14 protein-coding genes are annotated in these 15,938 nt (G+C 57.2%); 8 read left to right on the top strand and 6 right to left on the bottom strand.

What is annotated here, in order from left to right; genetic code table 11:
- Nucleotides 1-6: 6 nt before the first annotated feature.
- From NWP14_RS24535 to NWP14_RS24525, 3 genes are read right to left on the bottom strand one after another with little or no spacing between them, the layout of a single operon-like run.
- Nucleotides 7-501: a PTS sugar transporter subunit IIB gene (locus NWP14_RS24535; RefSeq protein ID WP_346430417.1), complete on the bottom strand. Its 495-nt coding sequence runs from the start codon at nucleotides 499-501 to the stop codon at nucleotides 7-9.
- 12 nt (nucleotides 502-513) lie between these two features.
- Nucleotides 514-942 carry a PTS sugar transporter subunit IIA gene (locus NWP14_RS24530; RefSeq protein WP_375216134.1) on the bottom strand — a complete coding sequence of 143 codons (429 nt, stop codon included), beginning with the start codon at nucleotides 940-942 and terminating at the stop codon, nucleotides 514-516.
- Nucleotides 943-946: 4 nt separating this feature from the next.
- The gene (locus NWP14_RS24525; RefSeq protein WP_331834534.1) at nucleotides 947-2,692 is read right to left on the bottom strand and encodes a class I mannose-6-phosphate isomerase; all 1,746 of its coding nucleotides are present in this window, start codon (nucleotides 2,690-2,692) and stop codon (nucleotides 947-949) included.
- 189 nt (nucleotides 2,693-2,881) lie between these two features.
- Between NWP14_RS24525 and NWP14_RS24520 the strand changes: the two genes are divergently transcribed.
- From NWP14_RS24520 to NWP14_RS24500, 5 genes are all read left to right on the top strand, one after another.
- Nucleotides 2,882-3,916 (top strand): LacI family DNA-binding transcriptional regulator, encoded by a 1,035-nt coding sequence (locus NWP14_RS24520; protein WP_375216133.1) that lies wholly within the window; start codon nucleotides 2,882-2,884, stop codon nucleotides 3,914-3,916.
- Between the two features lie 207 nt (nucleotides 3,917-4,123).
- Nucleotides 4,124-4,945 (top strand): 4-hydroxy-tetrahydrodipicolinate reductase, encoded by an 822-nt coding sequence (gene dapB / locus NWP14_RS24515; RefSeq protein ID WP_375216132.1) that lies wholly within the window; start codon nucleotides 4,124-4,126, stop codon nucleotides 4,943-4,945.
- Between the two features lie 458 nt (nucleotides 4,946-5,403).
- On the top strand, nucleotides 5,404-6,552 hold the full coding sequence (carA, locus tag NWP14_RS24510; protein WP_375216131.1) for a glutamine-hydrolyzing carbamoyl-phosphate synthase small subunit: 1,149 nt from the start codon (nucleotides 5,404-5,406) through the stop codon (nucleotides 6,550-6,552).
- Between the two features lie 16 nt (nucleotides 6,553-6,568).
- Nucleotides 6,569-9,793, top strand: coding sequence for a carbamoyl-phosphate synthase large subunit (gene carB, locus NWP14_RS24505; protein ID WP_095103853.1), 3,225 nt, complete (start codon nucleotides 6,569-6,571; stop codon nucleotides 9,791-9,793).
- 168 nt (nucleotides 9,794-9,961) lie between these two features.
- A complete protein-coding gene (locus tag NWP14_RS24500) occupies nucleotides 9,962-10,195 on the top strand; it encodes a YgdI/YgdR family lipoprotein (protein ID WP_041143999.1) in 234 nt (77 codons plus the stop codon).
- Between the two features lie 54 nt (nucleotides 10,196-10,249).
- Here the strand turns inward: NWP14_RS24500 and NWP14_RS24495 are convergent, their stop codons facing one another.
- Genes NWP14_RS24495 through idnO form a run of 3 tightly spaced genes read right to left on the bottom strand, consistent with a single transcriptional unit; the run spans nucleotide 10,250 to nucleotide 12,023 of the window.
- Nucleotides 10,250-10,717 carry a YhcH/YjgK/YiaL family protein gene (locus NWP14_RS24495; protein ID WP_095103851.1) on the bottom strand — a complete coding sequence of 156 codons (468 nt, stop codon included), beginning with the start codon at nucleotides 10,715-10,717 and terminating at the stop codon, nucleotides 10,250-10,252.
- On the bottom strand, nucleotides 10,714-11,244 hold the full coding sequence (locus tag NWP14_RS24490) for a gluconokinase (protein WP_331834539.1): 531 nt from the start codon (nucleotides 11,242-11,244) through the stop codon (nucleotides 10,714-10,716). Before NWP14_RS24490 ends, NWP14_RS24495 begins: the two co-directional genes overlap by 4 nt.
- A gap of 14 nt (nucleotides 11,245-11,258) precedes the next feature.
- Nucleotides 11,259-12,023, bottom strand: coding sequence for a gluconate 5-dehydrogenase (idnO, locus tag NWP14_RS24485; protein WP_331834540.1), 765 nt, complete (start codon nucleotides 12,021-12,023; stop codon nucleotides 11,259-11,261).
- A gap of 288 nt (nucleotides 12,024-12,311) precedes the next feature.
- Between idnO and NWP14_RS24480 the strand changes: the two genes are divergently transcribed.
- The 3 genes from NWP14_RS24480 to NWP14_RS24470 all read left to right on the top strand — a co-directional run bounded on the left by NWP14_RS24480 (nucleotide 12,312) and on the right by NWP14_RS24470 (nucleotide 15,864).
- Nucleotides 12,312-13,304 (top strand): LacI family DNA-binding transcriptional regulator, encoded by a 993-nt coding sequence (locus NWP14_RS24480; protein WP_095103845.1) that lies wholly within the window; start codon nucleotides 12,312-12,314, stop codon nucleotides 13,302-13,304.
- A 210-nt stretch (nucleotides 13,305-13,514) separates the two neighbouring features.
- Nucleotides 13,515-14,465 (top strand): 2-hydroxyacid dehydrogenase, encoded by a 951-nt coding sequence (locus NWP14_RS24475; protein ID WP_331834541.1) that lies wholly within the window; start codon nucleotides 13,515-13,517, stop codon nucleotides 14,463-14,465.
- A gap of 94 nt (nucleotides 14,466-14,559) precedes the next feature.
- Complete coding sequence (locus NWP14_RS24470; RefSeq protein ID WP_095103841.1) at nucleotides 14,560-15,864, top strand: MFS transporter; 1,305 nt, start codon at nucleotides 14,560-14,562, stop codon at nucleotides 15,862-15,864.
- Nucleotides 15,865-15,938: the final 74 nt, after the last annotated feature.

Genomic DNA, 15,938 nt, shown 5'->3' with positions numbered 1-15,938 from the left:
CGCTCCTTATTTCAGCTTCTGCCGCGCGTCCTGCCAGCTGTAGCAGCTGGCATCCGGCACCAGACGGAATTCAACGTGATGCCCGCGCTGCACCAGCCAGTCAAAGGCGGCGATCTCGGCGGCGTTAACCGACTGATTCGGCCCAATGGTGGTGGTATCGGCGCGGGCGCTCATCGGGCCAACGTTGATTTTACCATTGGTATTTTTCAGGCTGATCCCCGCCGCTTCCAGGCGCTGTAAGGTGACCGGGGATTTGCCTATCACGAAATAGCGTTTCTCGCTGGCGATGACTTTGGGTAACTTTTCAATGGCCGTGGCGGTGTCGAACAGCCAGACCTTGAGGTCCTGCACGGCGCCTTTCATCACCGATGAGAGGAGCGGGTCGGCCGCGACGGCGTCGTCAATCGCCACGATACCGTCGCAGGGCAGCTCTTTGGCCCAGCGCGTCACGAGCTGCCCATGGATCACCCGGTCGTCAATACGTACAAAAGAGATACTCATAAGCGTTTTCCTCTAAAAATCATCTGGCTGAACGGCTAAAACCGGGGAGGCTTTAATCAGGGTTGGTACGGTTAACGCCAGCAGCCGTTCGGCAGCGGCGTGGACATCCGTCAGGTGGAGAATCTCTTCACACTGCAGCAGCATCGGGAAATTCACCCCCGCCAGTACGGCGACGGGGGGCGTTGTCTGCGCAGAGAAAGCGTGCAGGCAGGCGACGTTCCACGGCGTTCCGCTTTGCATATCGCACAGCACCAGTACGCCGTCGGCCTGCTGCCCGGCGCCGTCCAGCGCGCGGGCAAAATCCTGCTTAAAGCCTTCGATGCCCGCCTGCTCGTCGAGGGTGACGGTTGAGATAGACGGCAGCTCGCCGTAAACCATCCGCCCGCTGGCCAGCAGGGCGTCAGCCAGCGGGCCGTGAGTGGCAACAATAACGTTAATCATGACCTTATCCTCTTACCCAGGCTTTGATGGTGGCCAGCTGCTGTCCGCTGCCTTGACCCGCCGGCGAAATACGGTACTCCCCGACGGCGGCCGGAATGATAAAGGTCTCGGCGTAGTGCACGGTGAAGGGGGCAAAGGCGCCGCTCGGGCTGTCGACCACGGCTTCTGCTCCCTCTACCAGGTTCAGAACGTTAACCCCGCCGTGGGTATGGTGCGTGACCGGCGCGCTGAACCAGTGGCGGCGGGTTTCGATAAACTCGCGCTCGTGCATTCCCGTCCGCTCCTCCCGCCAGCCTTCACCTTCGGCAATGGGCTCAATGCGGTTAACCAGGTTGTCGTTGACCCACTGCGTATCGCGCTGCCAGTCAATAACCTGTTCGCCGTGCTGCAGATGCACCGGGCGAGGCAATCCGTCTAAACCTAAACGCCCCCAGTCCCAGAGCTTGAAGGTGAAAATATACGGCGTCGCGCTGATTTCGAGCACCATTGTGCCGCGTCCTGAACAGTGCACCGTACCGGCAGGGATAAGAAAGTGATCGTGCTTACGCGCCGGGATTTGGTTAACGAAGCGCCGATCGTCGAAGGCCTTTTCGCCGCGGCCGGCGGCCTGCAGATCGGCAAGCATTTCCTGCGGTTTGATCCCCGTCTGAGTTCCCAGGTAGACGACGGCTTCCGGCTCCGCCTCGAGGATGTAGTAGCTCTCATCCTGGGTGTAGTGCATACCAAACTGCTGCTGGATATATTCGGTTATCGGATGAACCTGGAAACTCAGGTTTTGCCCGCCGATGGTGTCGAGAAAATCAAACCGGATCGGGAACTCGGCGCCGAAGCGGGCGTGTACCTTTTCACCCAGCAGCGCACGTGGGTGCAGCAGCACCAGGTCCTGGGAGGGGATCTCGATCCGTACGTCACCAAAACGCAGTAACAGGCTGTTTTCCTCGGGCACGCAATCAAAACACCACGCGTAGTTGGCGGCCGTAGGATCGAGATCGAATCGTTGCTTCATCCACTGCCCGCCCCAGACGCCGGGATCGAAGAAAGGGGCGACGCGGAACGGCTGGGTGGTGGTCTGCTGTAGCCCGGCGCGCAGCGCTTCGCCGCTGACCAGAGCCGGGGCATTTTTTACCGTGGTATCAAGCAAAAAATCGGCGCGTTTGAGCAGCGGCACCTTATGCCGATCGAAGACGCGCCATTCAATGAAAAAGGCGCGCTTGTAGCGGCGGAGGATATCTTCATCCTGATTATCCGCCCCCCAGTTCCCCAGGCCGCTATGGCGCATGCGCTGCTGGATCTCCCAGCGCGGCATGTCGGCGTACACCAGCAGATCGCCGGGATGAACCAGCGCCGCGCCGGGCCCATAGATGACCACGACGCCCTCGCTGACGGCCGCGATCTGCTGGCGCAGGCTATTCAGCTTTTCGGGGGCAAAAAATTCGTCAAGATGGTGACAGGAAAGCACGCCGAACACGCGGTCGTCGGTAAGATTGCGCGCCAGCAGGGCGTGGATTGCCTGCTCGTCGCGGCGAGCGGACTCTACGTTAAGCGTCAGCGCGCCGCCGAGCCCCGGCAGCAGATGCTGTTCCAGCTCTTCCAGCCGCACGCCTGGATAGCAATCGACAACCAGCACGGTTCTCGCGGCCGCCGACGTCCTGGCGCTAAGCGCGGTACGGATGGACTCCCAGCCCTGCCAGGCGTGGTCGTCATAGCCCCGAATCGCAACCTCAGGGTATTTGTTATAGGTCGTTTGCATTTTCACTCTCCATATTGGCTAAATGAAGATTAATCGATTAACCTTGTTTTGGCAGTGTGGTTAACGCGATTAACCCGCCATAATCGACAAGTCAGGGGGCGAAATGGCCTTTAATGTGAAGGCAGTCACAGGGAAAAATACAAAATACAGGTTATTCGATTAACCTGTGGCGAATAAACGGGAGGGGTGATGACGACAGTGACGCTGGCGCAGGTGGCGGAAAGAGCAGGGGTATCGACGGCGACCGTTTCGATGGTGCTGCGTAACCGGGGGCGGATTTCACAGGCCACGCGCGAAAGGGTACTCAAGGCGCTGGATGACGCGGGTTATGTCTACAACCAGACCGCCGCCAATCTGCGCAACCGCAGCAGTAATCAGGTCGGGCTGCTGCTGCACGATATTACTAACCCCTTTTATGGCGAGATGACGGCGGGCCTGAGCCATGAAATGGAGCGGCACGATCTGCTGCTGTTTCTGGCTAACAGCGAAGAGTCGGGGGAACGCCAGCAAAAATTTGTCGATTCGCTGATGCGTAATAACGCCTGCGGCATGGTGCTGTGCGCCGCGCGGGAGACGCCGACCTCATTTTTTGAAGCCCTGAAACGGCGCAATATTCCGGCCATTATGGTGGTTCGCCCGCTCAGCGATCCGGATTTTGATTTCGTCGGCACCGACAACTTCCTTGGCACCCAGATGGCGACGCGGCATTTGCTGAAAATGGGCCACCAGAATATTGCCTTTATCGGCGGTAGCCCGAGCTCAGGCACCCGGGCGCAGCGCATTGGCGGCTTTACCAGCACGCTGCTGGAAAGCGGGATCTCGCCCAATCCGCAGTGGATTGTTACCGCGCAGGCCAGCCAGATTGAGGGTGCGAAGGTGGCGGAGGATCTGCTGTCCCGCTATCCGGAGATTACGGCGGCGGTCTGCTATCAGGATATCGTGGCGCTGGGGGTGATGCAGGCGCTGCGCAAAACGGGCCGTGAACCGGGGCGGGATTTCGCGCTGGTGGGCTTCGATGATATTACCGAAGCGGCGCTGGTACAGCCGGCGCTGACCACCGTATCTGTGGCGGCGAAAGAGATCGGCCGTAAAGCGGGGGAGCTGTTGTATAGCCGTATTCAGGGTAATGATGAGCCGCCGAAACGGATTATCCTGCCGCCGGCGCTGGTCATCCGTGAATCATGCGGATTTCGCCGGGAAGAGTCAGCGATATCAGGCAGTTAGCGGCGTGTTTCGCGCGCTATCTGCTGGCGAAGCGGCGCTTTAGCGCGGCGATATCTCTCCTTCGTACGATGACAAACATATAGTTTTTACTGATATCGACCGCGGTTTGTCATAAATTTCTAATTATCGGCGTTTTTGAGTAGCGGCCCATCGATGGGCTGGTTACTCTGAAAACAATTTACGTAAAGTTAACAAAAGAGAATAGCTATGCATGATGCACAAATCCGCGTGGCCATCGCGGGCGCGGGCGGCCGGATGGGACGCCAGTTAATTCAGGCGGTACAGCAGATGGACGGTGTGGCGCTTGGCGCGGCGCTGGAGCGCGATGGCTCCTCCCTGATCGGCAGCGACGCCGGCGAACTGGCGGACGCAGGCAACATGGGCGTCACGGTGCAAAGCAGCCTGACGGCGGTCAAAGATGATTTTGATGTGCTGATCGATTTCACCCGCCCGGAAGGGACGCTGACCCACCTCGCATTCTGCCGCGAGCACGGTAAAGGGATGGTGATCGGCACCACCGGTTTTGATGACGCGGGGAAACAGGCCATTCGCGATGCGGCGCAGGAGATTGCTATCGTCTTTGCGGCCAATTTCAGCGTCGGCGTCAACGTACTGCTCAAGCTGCTGGAAAAGGCGGCGAAGGTGATGGGCGACTACACTGATATTGAAATTATTGAAGCGCACCATCGGCATAAAGTGGATGCCCCGTCGGGGACCGCGCTGGCGATGGGCGAGGCGATTGCCGGTGCGCTGAACAAAGATCTGAAAGATTGCGCGGTCTACAGTCGTGAAGGCTACACCGGCGAACGCGTTCCGGGAACGATCGGCTTTGCCACGGTGCGCGCGGGGGATATCGTCGGCGAACATACGGCGATGTTCGCCGATATTGGCGAACGTATTGAGATCAGCCATAAGGCATCAAGCCGGATGACCTTTGCCAACGGCGCGGTTCGCTCGGCATTATGGCTGAAAGGCAAGAAAAGCGGTCTCTTTGATATGCGTGACGTCCTTGAACTGAACTCTTTATAAGGTTTATTACCCATCGTGATGTGGTTATGGCATTCAATAAGTAATTGATTGCAGAGGGCAATGTTTTATTGCCCTTTTTATTTTTTACGGATTTTTCTGTCTTTTTGATTAAGATCGCTATAATCTGCGATTATCCTGCCTTTAACTGTTACTTTTATGTGAATTTTGACCATCTGGTCTACTTTTTCATGTTGATGGGCAATGTTTTACAATCCAGACGCTGCGCAAGCGTTTTCTAAGGCTAGTTTGTTGATCTTTTTAGCCGCTAAAGCAGCGCTAATGAGCCAGTGGCGTAAAATGATATTAAAAATATGCGCTTTAAGTTGACTTTTCCCCGACATCTCTCCAGAATGCCGCCGTTTGCCAGAAATCCATAGGTAAGCAAATTTGCATTGATTCATGCTACGCGAATGCATTAATATGCAAATAAAGTGAGTGAATATTCTCTGGAGGGTGTTTTGATTAAGTCAGCGCTATTGGTTCTGGAAGACGGAACCCAGTTTCACGGTCGGGCCATCGGGGCAACGGGCACGGCGGTTGGGGAAGTCGTTTTCAATACTTCAATGACCGGTTATCAAGAAATCCTCACTGATCCTTCCTATTCTCGCCAAATTGTCACCCTTACTTATCCCCATATCGGTAATGTCGGCACCAACGCCGCCGACGAAGAGTCTTCCCAGGTGCATGCTCAGGGTCTGGTTATTCGCGACCTGCCGCTGATTGCCAGCAACTTCCGTAATACCGAAGACCTCTCTTCTTACCTCAAGCGCCATAACATCGTGGCGATTGCCGATATCGATACCCGTAAGCTGACCCGCCTGCTGCGTGAAAAAGGCGCGCAGAACGGCTGCATCATCGTTGGCGATAGCCTCGACGCGCAGCTGGCGCTGGAAAAGGCAAAAGCATTCCCAGGCCTCAACGGGATGGACCTGGCGAAGGAAGTCACCACCTCAGAAACCTACCGCTGGACGCAGGGGAGCTGGACTCTGGAGGGCGACCTGCCGGAAGCGAAGGCGGAAAGCGAGCTGCCGTTCCACGTGGTGGCCTACGATTTCGGCGCTAAGCGCAACATCCTGCGCATGCTGGTGGATCGCGGCTGCCGCCTGACGGTCGTGCCGGCAAAAACCTCTGCAGAAGAGGTTCTGAAACTGAATCCAGACGGCATCTTCCTCTCCAACGGCCCAGGCGACCCGGCGCCGTGCGACTATGCGATTGAGGCAATTGAGAAATTCCTCACCACCGATATTCCGGTATTCGGCATCTGCCTCGGCCATCAGCTGCTGGCGCTGGCGAGCGGAGCGAAGACCGTTAAGATGAAGTTCGGCCACCACGGCGGCAACCACCCGGTTAAAGATATTGATAATAACGTGGTGATGATTACCGCGCAGAACCACGGTTTTGCGGTAGACGAAGCCTCCATGCCAGCTAACCTGCGGGTGACCCACAAGTCCCTGTTCGACGGTACGCTGCAGGGCATTCACCGCACCGATAAGCCAGCCTTCAGCTTCCAGGGACACCCGGAGGCGAGCCCAGGCCCGCACGATGCCGCGCCGTTGTTCGACCATTTCATCGAGTTAATTGAGCAGTACCGCCAGTCCGCGAAATAATCAGGAGAAAAAAGCCATGCCAAAACGTACAGATATAAAAAGCATCCTGATTCTTGGCGCTGGCCCGATCGTTATCGGCCAGGCTTGTGAATTTGACTACTCTGGCGCCCAGGCCTGTAAAGCCCTGCGCGAAGAGGGTTACCGCGTCATTCTGGTGAACTCTAACCCAGCCACCATCATGACCGACCCGGAAATGGCCGATGCCACCTATATTGAGCCGATCCACTGGGAAGTGGTACGCAAAATCATCGAAAAAGAGCGTCCGGATGCGGTACTGCCGACCATGGGCGGCCAGACGGCGCTGAACTGCGCGCTGGAGCTGGAACGTCAGGGCGTGCTGGAAGAGTTTGGCGTCACCATGATTGGCGCCACCGCCGACGCGATTGATAAAGCGGAAGACCGTCGTCGCTTCGACGTGGCGATGAAGAAAATTGGCCTCGACACCGCACGTTCCGGTATCGCGCACACGATGGAAGAAGCGCTGGCGGTTGCCGCTGACGTGGGCTATCCGTGCATCATCCGTCCCTCCTTCACCATGGGCGGAACCGGCGGCGGTATCGCCTATAACCGCGAAGAGTTTGAAGAAATTTGTACCCGCGGCCTGGATCTCTCTCCGACCAACGAACTGCTGATCGATGAATCGCTGATCGGCTGGAAAGAGTACGAGATGGAAGTGGTGCGCGATAAGAACGACAACTGCATCATCGTCTGCTCCATCGAAAACTTCGACGCGATGGGCATCCATACCGGTGACTCCATCACCGTGGCCCCGGCGCAAACCCTGACCGATAAAGAGTACCAGGTGATGCGTAACGCCTCGATGGCGGTGCTGCGCGAAATCGGCGTTGAAACCGGCGGTTCCAACGTCCAGTTCTCGGTGAACCCGAAAGACGGTCGCCTGATTGTTATCGAAATGAACCCGCGCGTATCACGCTCTTCGGCGCTGGCTTCGAAAGCGACCGGCTTCCCGATTGCCAAAGTGGCGGCGAAGCTGGCGGTGGGCTACACCCTTGATGAGCTGATGAACGACATTACCGGCGGCCGTACCCCGGCATCGTTCGAACCCTCTATCGACTACGTCGTCACCAAGATCCCGCGCTTCAACTTCGAGAAGTTCGTCGGCGCTAACGACCGCCTGACCACGCAGATGAAATCGGTCGGCGAAGTGATGGCGATTGGCCGCACCCAGCAGGAGTCGCTGCAGAAAGCTCTGCGCGGCCTGGAAGTGGGCGCAACCGGTTTTGACCCTAAAGTGAGCCTCGACGACCCGGAAGCGCTGACCAAAATTCGCCGCGAGCTGAAAGACGCCGGCGCCGAGCGTATCTGGTACATCGCCGACGCCTTCCGCGCGGGCCTGTCCGTTGACGGCGTCTTCAACCTGACCAACATCGATCGCTGGTTCCTGGTGCAGATTGAAGAGCTGGTGCGCCTGGAAGAGAAAGTGGAGGAGGCCGGTATCAACGGCCTTGACGCTGACTTCCTGCGGATGCTTAAGCGTAAAGGCTTTGCCGACGCGCGTCTGGCTAAGCTGGCGGGCGTTCGCGAGGCGGAAATCCGCAAGCTGCGCGACCAGTACAACCTGCACCCGGTCTACAAGCGCGTGGATACCTGCGCGGCGGAGTTCGCAACGGATACCGCCTACATGTACTCAACCTATGAAGACGAGTGTGAAGCGAACCCGTCGGTTGACCGCGATAAAATTATGGTGCTTGGCGGCGGCCCGAACCGTATCGGTCAGGGTATCGAATTCGATTACTGCTGCGTGCACGCCTCGCTGGCGCTGCGCGAAGATGGTTACGAAACCATTATGGTTAACTGTAACCCGGAAACCGTGTCCACCGACTACGACACCTCCGACCGCCTGTACTTTGAGCCGGTGACCCTCGAAGACGTGCTGGAAATCGTGCGTATCGAGAAGCCGAAGGGCGTTATCGTTCAGTACGGCGGCCAGACTCCGCTGAAGCTGGCGCGCGCGCTGGAAGCGGCCGGCGTGCCGGTTATCGGCACCAGCCCGGACGCGATTGACCGTGCGGAAGACCGCGAGCGTTTCCAGCAGGCGGTTGACCGTCTGAAGCTGAAACAGCCGGCGAACGCCACCGTGACCGCGATTGAGATGGCCGTTGAGAAGGCCAAAGAGATTGGCTACCCGCTGGTGGTGCGTCCGTCCTACGTTCTCGGCGGTCGGGCGATGGAAATCGTCTACGACGAGGTTGACCTGCGTCGCTACTTCCAGACCGCGGTAAGCGTCTCTAACGACGCGCCGGTGCTGCTGGACCGTTTCCTTGACGATGCGGTAGAAGTCGACGTTGACGCTATCTGCGACGGCGAGATGGTGCTGATTGGCGGCATTATGGAGCACATCGAGCAGGCCGGCGTTCACTCCGGCGACTCCGCGTGCTCTCTGCCAGCCTACACCCTGAGCCAGGACATTCAGAACGTGATGCGCGAGCAGGTGCAAAAGCTGGCCTTCGAGCTGCAGGTACGCGGGTTGATGAACGTGCAGTTCGCGGTCAAAAACAACGAAGTGTATTTGATTGAAGTGAACCCGCGCGCCGCGCGTACCGTACCGTTTGTCTCCAAAGCCACCGGCGTTCCGCTGGCTAAAGTGGCGGCACGCGTGATGGCCGGCCAAACGCTGGCGCAGCAGGGCGTGACCAAAGAGATTATCCCGCCGTATTACTCGGTAAAAGAAGTGGTGCTGCCGTTCAACAAGTTCCCGGGCGTTGACCCGCTGTTAGGGCCTGAAATGCGCTCTACCGGGGAAGTGATGGGCGTCGGCCGCACCTTTGCGGAAGCCTTCGCCAAGGCGCAGCTGGGCAGCAGCTCGACGATGAAAAAACATGGCCGCGCGCTGCTCTCCGTGCGTGAAGGCGACAAAGAGCGCGTGGTGGACCTCGCGGCTAAGCTGCTGAAGTTCGGCTTCGAGCTGGATGCCACCCACGGTACCGCGATTGTTCTCGGCGAAGCCGGTATCAATCCGCGCCTGGTGAACAAGGTGCATGAAGGTCGTCCGCATATTCAGGACCGTATCAAGAACGGCGAATACACCTACATCATCAACACCACCGAAGGCCGCCAGGCGATTGAAGACTCCAAGCTGATTCGCCGCAGCGCCCTGCAGTACAAGGTGCATTACGACACCACCCTGAACGGCGGCTTCGCCACGGCGATGGCGCTGAACGCCAACGCTATGGAGAAGGTGACCTCGGTTCAGGAAATGCACGCGCAAATCAAAAAATAAGCCGTTCCGGCGCTGCCGGCTGCGGAACCAAACGGGCTGACGTTATCGTCGGCCCGTTTTTTTATGTTGGTCATCTTCGGAGAGTTCTGCTTTTAACTTCCCCCCTGCTCGGGCTAACTATAATTAGCACGATAACAATACTCATTGACGAAAAAACAGGAGGATACAATGCGGAACAAAATTCTGGTGGCATCCGCGCTGGCAGCGACGGCAGTGTTGTTTGTGGCGGGGTGCTCATCAAATCAGTCGCTGAAAACCACCGATGGCAGAACCATCGTGACGGACGGCAAGCCGCAGGTGGATAGCGATACCGGCATGGTCTCTTACAAAAATGCCGCAACCGGCCGCACCGAGCAGATCAATCGCGATCAGGTGAAATCGATGGACGAGCTGGATAACTAATCGTTATCCAGGGCCCCGCGAGGGTGAATGCGGGGCCGGTTATCGTTACCGGTTTTACAGCAGGGCGTGGTCTATTTTGACGATAATTTTACGCAGCGGCGCGCCGGCATCCGTGGCGCCCATCGGCCGATGAAGCTCGCCGGGAAACAGAATCGCCAGCTCCTCAGGATGTAAGTGAATCAGCGTTTCGCTGCTAATTTCTGTGCAAAAGCCAATATCATGGGCGTCCTTAAACGGCCCGTCCGCGGTGATTGTCAGCCCTTTATTTCCGGCGCCAATAATCTCAGTCCCTGCCAGCACGATATGAATATCAATGTACTGACGATGGTACTCCGGACGCTGTTCCGCCAGCGGGCGCGTCTGGCCTTCGACCACGGTGAAAAACAGGTTATCGCCATCGACCGTATATTTCCCCGGCGGCAGCGAGTGCGGGTCCTGCTGGACGACAGCCTGCAGCGCCTGACGAATAACCGACGGATAGAACGTATTTTTTGCCGCAGCGGTTAAGGTATCAATAATCATGCCGGCATTCCCTGTAGTGATTGATGCTCTAGTAAATGTAATGACTGCGCCACGATGCTGGCGACGTCGGGGGCAATATCAACGGCTAAAATATCGCTCTCGCTGGCGTCCGGCGTCTCCAGCGCGGCAAACTGGCTGCGCAGCAGCGCCTCCGGCATAAAATGCCCCTTACGCTGCTGCATCCGCTGCAGAATGCATTCGTAATCGCCGGTCAGCCACAGAAAGCGCAGATTGCCGCTGCCCTCGCGCAGCCGATCGCGGTAGCGCTTCTTCAGCGCCGAGCACACCAGCACGCCCGACTCATTCTTCTGCTCAAGGCTAAAAATCACGTCCGCAATCCGTTCCAGCCACGGTCCGCGATCTTCGTCATTGAGCGGCTGGCTGGCGGCCATTTTGACGATGTTCTGCCGTGGATGAAGATCGTCTCCATCGATAAATTTCGCGCCGAGCGCCTGGGCTAACGCCTGGCCGACGGTGGTCTTTCCGGTGCCTGAGACACCCATCAAAATAATGCATTGCCCTGCCATAATGCGCTCCTTACTTAGACAGCAACCAGCATGCCGCCGTCGACGAACAGCAGATGACCGTTGACGAAATCAGAGGCTTTAGACGACAGGAACACCGCTGCGCCAACCAGCTCCTGCGGATCGCCCCAGCGGGCGGCCGGCGTGCGCTTGCACAGCCAGTCGGTGAAGGCTTTATCATCAACCAGCGCCTGGGTCATGGCGGTTTTAAAGTAGCCCGGCGCGATGCCGTTGACCTGGATGTTATAGCGGGCCAGCTCGACGCACATGCCGCGGGTCAGCATTTTTACCGCGCCTTTGGCGGCGGCGTACGGCGTAATGGTGTCGCGGCCAAGCTCGCTCTGCATTGAACAGATATTGACGATTTTTCCGCGCTGGCGAGCGACCATTCGTTTCGCCACGGCCTGGGAGACGAGGAATACCGCGGTTTGGTTCACGGAAATAACATCGTTCCATTCCTGTACCGGAAATTCGGTAAACGGATGGCGACGCTGAATGCCCGCATTATTAAATAATACGTCGATGGCACCAATTTCCTCTTCGATGTGACTAATTGCCTGCTCGACGGAATCAGCATCGGTAACATTAAATACCGCCGCATGAGCGATGGCGCCTTCGTCACGTAATTTCATGACCGCATCATCTGCACGGCTGGCAGAAATATCGTTGATAATAATTTCTGCGCCATATTTCGCAAGGCCCTGCGCCATGACAAAACCAATACCTTGCCCGGCACCAGTAATTAAAATGCGTTTGCCTTGTAAGCTGAAAAGATCTTTCATCTTGATATCCTGATTAACGGCTGAATATAAATGACGGTGTGCGCTTTTATTCCTGATCCACAAAAAGGTGAAGCGGAAGAACCTGTGCTCTATCTCACGGATTTTTGCCGGGTAAAACCGTGATGGAGATCACTCAAAACGGTGTTACGAAAAGGGGTTACATTAAACGTGAAGCCGGGCGTAAATTACCGTTACTCAAGGGGTTAACGATAGTGAGGTTCGATTCTCTTTTTGTTCATCGGCAGGCATAATAACCTGATGCAGTGGACGTATTTGACGGGCAGGTAGATGAAAGCACAACGCATAACGCTCAATGATATTGCAGCGCTGGCTGGCGTAACCAAAATGACCGTCAGCCGCTATTTACGTACGCCGGATAAAGTCAAACCGGAGACGGCAGAGCGCATCGCCAGCGTGATTGCGGAAATTGGCTATGAGCCCGATCCCGATAATCCGGCGATGATCGGCGTCGTCGTGCCGCGCATTGGCGTACTGATCCCCTCCTTTCATAACCAAATCTTTGCCGACCTGCTGGCCGGTATCGAATCGGTTACCGCCGCCCACGGCTATCAGACGCTGGTGGTGAACTATGATTATGACCGCCAGCGCGAAGAGGAGCAGATTGCCGCCGTGCTGGCCTTTAACGTCAAAGGCCTGCTGCTGACCGAATCTGCCCACACCCTGCGGGCCGATAAGTACCTCAATGCGGCGAAAATCCCCGTCGCGGAGGTGATGGGGCTGGCGGAGAATCCGGGGCGTATCAACGTGGGCTTTGACAACTTCAAAGCCGGTTTCGATATGACCAATATGCTGCTGGCGAGCGGTAAACGGCAGATCGTCTATTTTGGCGCGATGTCCGACGTGCGCGACGAGCAGCGCTACGCCGGCTACTGCCAGGCGATGGAAAATGCCGGGCTGGCGGTGGGACGTATCGCGCCGAACAAGGTGTCGTCGGTATCGATCGGTACCGGGATGATGACCCTGGCGCGCCAGATGTATGCCCGCATGGACGGCATTCTGTGCACCAATGACGATCTGGCGGTTGGCGTGTTACAGGAGTGCCTGGCATCTGGTATCAGCGTGCCTGAAGAGCTGGCTATAGCCGGTTTTCATGGCCTGGAAATCGGCCAGATTATCTCGCCGCGCCTGGCGAGCGTCCTGACGCCACGCTTTGAAATGGGCAAGGTCGCAACAGAGATATTAATTAAAAAAATCAAAGGACTGCCAACCATTGAAAAGGTCGATCTGCACTATCGCCTGTCGATGGGGGAAACCATATAGCGCCGCTGGCGTGACGATAGCGCCGTGTTAGCAGAAGGTTAAGGTACGATCCGCCCCAGGCCCGCAATCCGCGGGTTTTGTCTTATCGATCACGGACGGTGTAACAGCTATTTTTAACACGATTCAGCGTGATGCAGATCGCAAAACGCCGCGACAAAAAACCGTTTGATAGTGGCTACAGTCGTTATGAAACTTCAAACAGGTGATCCGATGAATAGTGCTATTACCCGAGCCGTCCTTTTAGTAGCCCCCGTTATTGAGACCTTACAGGAGCAGCTGGCCGCCGAATTCCCGCTATTGCGCCTGTACGAGCAGGACGATCCGATCGCCTTTTTGCGCGAGCAGGGAGAGAACGTTGCGGCCGTCGTGACCCGTGGAGACGTCGGCGTGCAGAACAGCGTGCTGGAGCTGCTGCCGCACGCTGGCCTGATCGCTATCTTCGGCGTCGGTACCGATGCGGTGGATTTAGAGTATGCCCGCTCCCGGCAGATCGCCGTCTCCATCACTTCCGGCGTGTTGACCAACGATGTCGCTGACCTGGCTATGGGGCTGCTGCTGGCCGGTTCGCGCCAGCTGTGTCAGGGCGACCGCTTTGTGCGGGAAGGCCGCTGGCTGAACGGCGGCCTGCCGCTGGCAACTCAGGTCAGCGGCAAGCGCATCGGCCTGCTGGGGATGGGCAATATTGGCCAGGCCATCGCCCGCCGCGCCCGTGGCTTTGATATGCAGGTGCTCTATACCGACCGTAAGCAGGTGGCCGGGCTCGATTATCAGTGGTGCGCCGATCTGCATACCCTGGCCCATGAAAGCGATTTTTTGGTGATTGCCGCCTCCGGCGGTGAAGCCAACCGCGGGCTGATCGATGCCTCCGTCTTTAACGTGATGCCAAAACAGGCGTGGCTTATCAACATCGCCCGCGGGTCGCTGGTCGACGAAAAGGCGCTGATTCAGGCGTTACAAAACGGTGTTATCGCCGGGGCCGCTCTCGACGTCTTTGAAGACGAACCGCGGGTTCCCGCCGAGCTGATTGCGCTCGATAATGTGGTCCTGCAACCGCACGTTGCCAGCGCAACCCATGAAACCCGACAGAAAATGAGTGATGTGGTGTTTGCTAACGTCGCCGCTTATTTTTCCGGGAACCCGCTGCCCAACGCTATTAATTAATTACCGCTCTTATTTCTGTACCCAGCGCCAATGAGAACCTGGTGGGACAGGTTCTTAAATTACAACGATAACCTCTGCATAGAGAGTGCGAAATATGAATGATAAAATTCCCGGCACCCGCTGGCTGCGTATTATTACGCCGGTGCTGATCGCCTGTATTATTTCGTTTATGGATCGGGTTAATATTAGTTTTGCTTTACCCGGTGGCATGGAAGAGGATTTAGGTATTACCAGCCAGATGGCCGGTGTTGCCAGCGGTATATTTTTTATTGGCTATTTATTTCTGCAAATACCCGGTGGGCGGATTGCGGTAAACGGCAGCGGAAAACGTTTTATTGCCTGGTCGCTGGTAGCCTGGGCGATAGTATCGGTGGCGACCGGCTTTGTGACCCACGAATATCAGCTGCTGGTTCTGCGCTTTATTCTCGGCGTTTCCGAAGGTGGGATGCTGCCGGTGGTCCTGACGATGGTCAGCAACTGGTTCCCGGAAAAAGAGCTGGGCCGGGCCAACGCTTTTGTCATGATGTTTGCCCCGCTGGGCGGCATGCTGACCGCCCCGGTCTCCGGCGCCATTATCGCCGCGCTCGACTGGCGCTGGCTGTTTATTATCGAAGGGCTGCTGTCGCTGGTGGTGCTGGCGGTGTGGTGGTACATGATTAGCGACCGCCCGGAAGAGGCCCGCTGGCTGCCGGAGAAGGAGCGCAACTATCTGGTCACCACCCTCGCCGCGGAGCGGGCGGCCAAACTGGCGGAAGATGCGGTGAGCAACGCGCCGGTAAAAGACGTCTTCCGCAATTCCGGGCTGATGAAGCTGGTGATCCTCAACTTCTTTTACCAGACCGGCGATTACGGCTATACCCTGTGGCTGCCGACCATTCTTAAAGGACTGACCGGCGGTAACATGGCCAGCGTTGGCCTGCTGGCGGTGCTGCCGTTCGTCGCTACCCTCGCCGGGATCTACGTAATTTCATTATTTAGCGATCGCAGCGGCAAGCGTCGGCTGTGGGTCCGCTTCTCGCTCTACAGCTTTGCCGCCGCGCTGGTAGCGTCGGTGGTGCTGCGCGAACACGTGGTGGCGGCCTATATTGCGCTGGTGATTTGCGGCTTCTTCCTGAAATCGGCAACCAGTCCGTTCTGGTCGATGCCGGGGCGGATTGCCTCAGCGGAAGTGGCCGGCAGCGCGCGCGGGGTGATTAACGGCCTCGGGAATCTCGGCGGTTTCTGCGGCCCCTATCTGGTAGGCGTGATGATCTATCTGTACGGACAAAACGTGGCGGTCTGCGCGCTTGCCGGATCGTTAATCATTGCCGGAACCATGACCTTCCTGCTGCCGAAACGCTGCGACCTTGCGGGCAGCGAGCCCGATGTCAGCGTCAGCAAGCAGCCGCGGAACGCGTAGGATAAGGCGACATAAATCACAGTTATCATTGTAAGCGCTTCGATTAACTGACTACACTCTTGCTGATTACAACA

Origin of the sequence: Klebsiella sp. C349492 (assembly GCF_042055345.1) — a bacterium.
GTDB classification, from domain to species: Bacteria; Pseudomonadota; Gammaproteobacteria; order Enterobacterales; family Enterobacteriaceae; genus Klebsiella; species Klebsiella scottii.
Note: the sequence above shows the minus strand (reverse complement) of the source record. Positions and strands in the feature narration are given on the sequence as shown.

What these genes read in the sequence shown, in the direction of transcription:
- NWP14_RS24535 (WP_346430417.1), bottom strand. Translation starts at nt 501, where the DNA reads ATGAGTATCTCTTTTGTACGTATTGACGACCGGGTGATCCATGGGCAG.
- NWP14_RS24530 (WP_375216134.1), bottom strand. Translation starts at nt 942, where the DNA reads ATGATTAACGTTATTGTTGCCACTCACGGCCCGCTGGCTGACGCCCTG.
- NWP14_RS24525 (WP_331834534.1), bottom strand. Translation starts at nt 2,692, where the DNA reads ATGCAAACGACCTATAACAAATACCCTGAGGTTGCGATTCGGGGCTAT.
- NWP14_RS24520 (WP_375216133.1), top strand. Translation starts at nt 2,882, where the DNA reads ATGACGACAGTGACGCTGGCGCAGGTGGCGGAAAGAGCAGGGGTATCG.
- dapB (WP_375216132.1), top strand. Translation starts at nt 4,124, where the DNA reads ATGCATGATGCACAAATCCGCGTGGCCATCGCGGGCGCGGGCGGCCGG.
- carB (WP_095103853.1), top strand. Translation starts at nt 6,569, where the DNA reads ATGCCAAAACGTACAGATATAAAAAGCATCCTGATTCTTGGCGCTGGC.
- NWP14_RS24500 (WP_041143999.1), top strand. Translation starts at nt 9,962, where the DNA reads ATGCGGAACAAAATTCTGGTGGCATCCGCGCTGGCAGCGACGGCAGTG.
- NWP14_RS24495 (WP_095103851.1), bottom strand. Translation starts at nt 10,717, where the DNA reads ATGATTATTGATACCTTAACCGCTGCGGCAAAAAATACGTTCTATCCG.
- NWP14_RS24490 (WP_331834539.1), bottom strand. Translation starts at nt 11,244, where the DNA reads ATGGCAGGGCAATGCATTATTTTGATGGGTGTCTCAGGCACCGGAAAG.
- idnO (WP_331834540.1), bottom strand. Translation starts at nt 12,023, where the DNA reads ATGAAAGATCTTTTCAGCTTACAAGGCAAACGCATTTTAATTACTGGT.
- NWP14_RS24480 (WP_095103845.1), top strand. Translation starts at nt 12,312, where the DNA reads ATGAAAGCACAACGCATAACGCTCAATGATATTGCAGCGCTGGCTGGC.
- NWP14_RS24475 (WP_331834541.1), top strand. Translation starts at nt 13,515, where the DNA reads ATGAATAGTGCTATTACCCGAGCCGTCCTTTTAGTAGCCCCCGTTATT.
- NWP14_RS24470 (WP_095103841.1), top strand. Translation starts at nt 14,560, where the DNA reads ATGAATGATAAAATTCCCGGCACCCGCTGGCTGCGTATTATTACGCCG.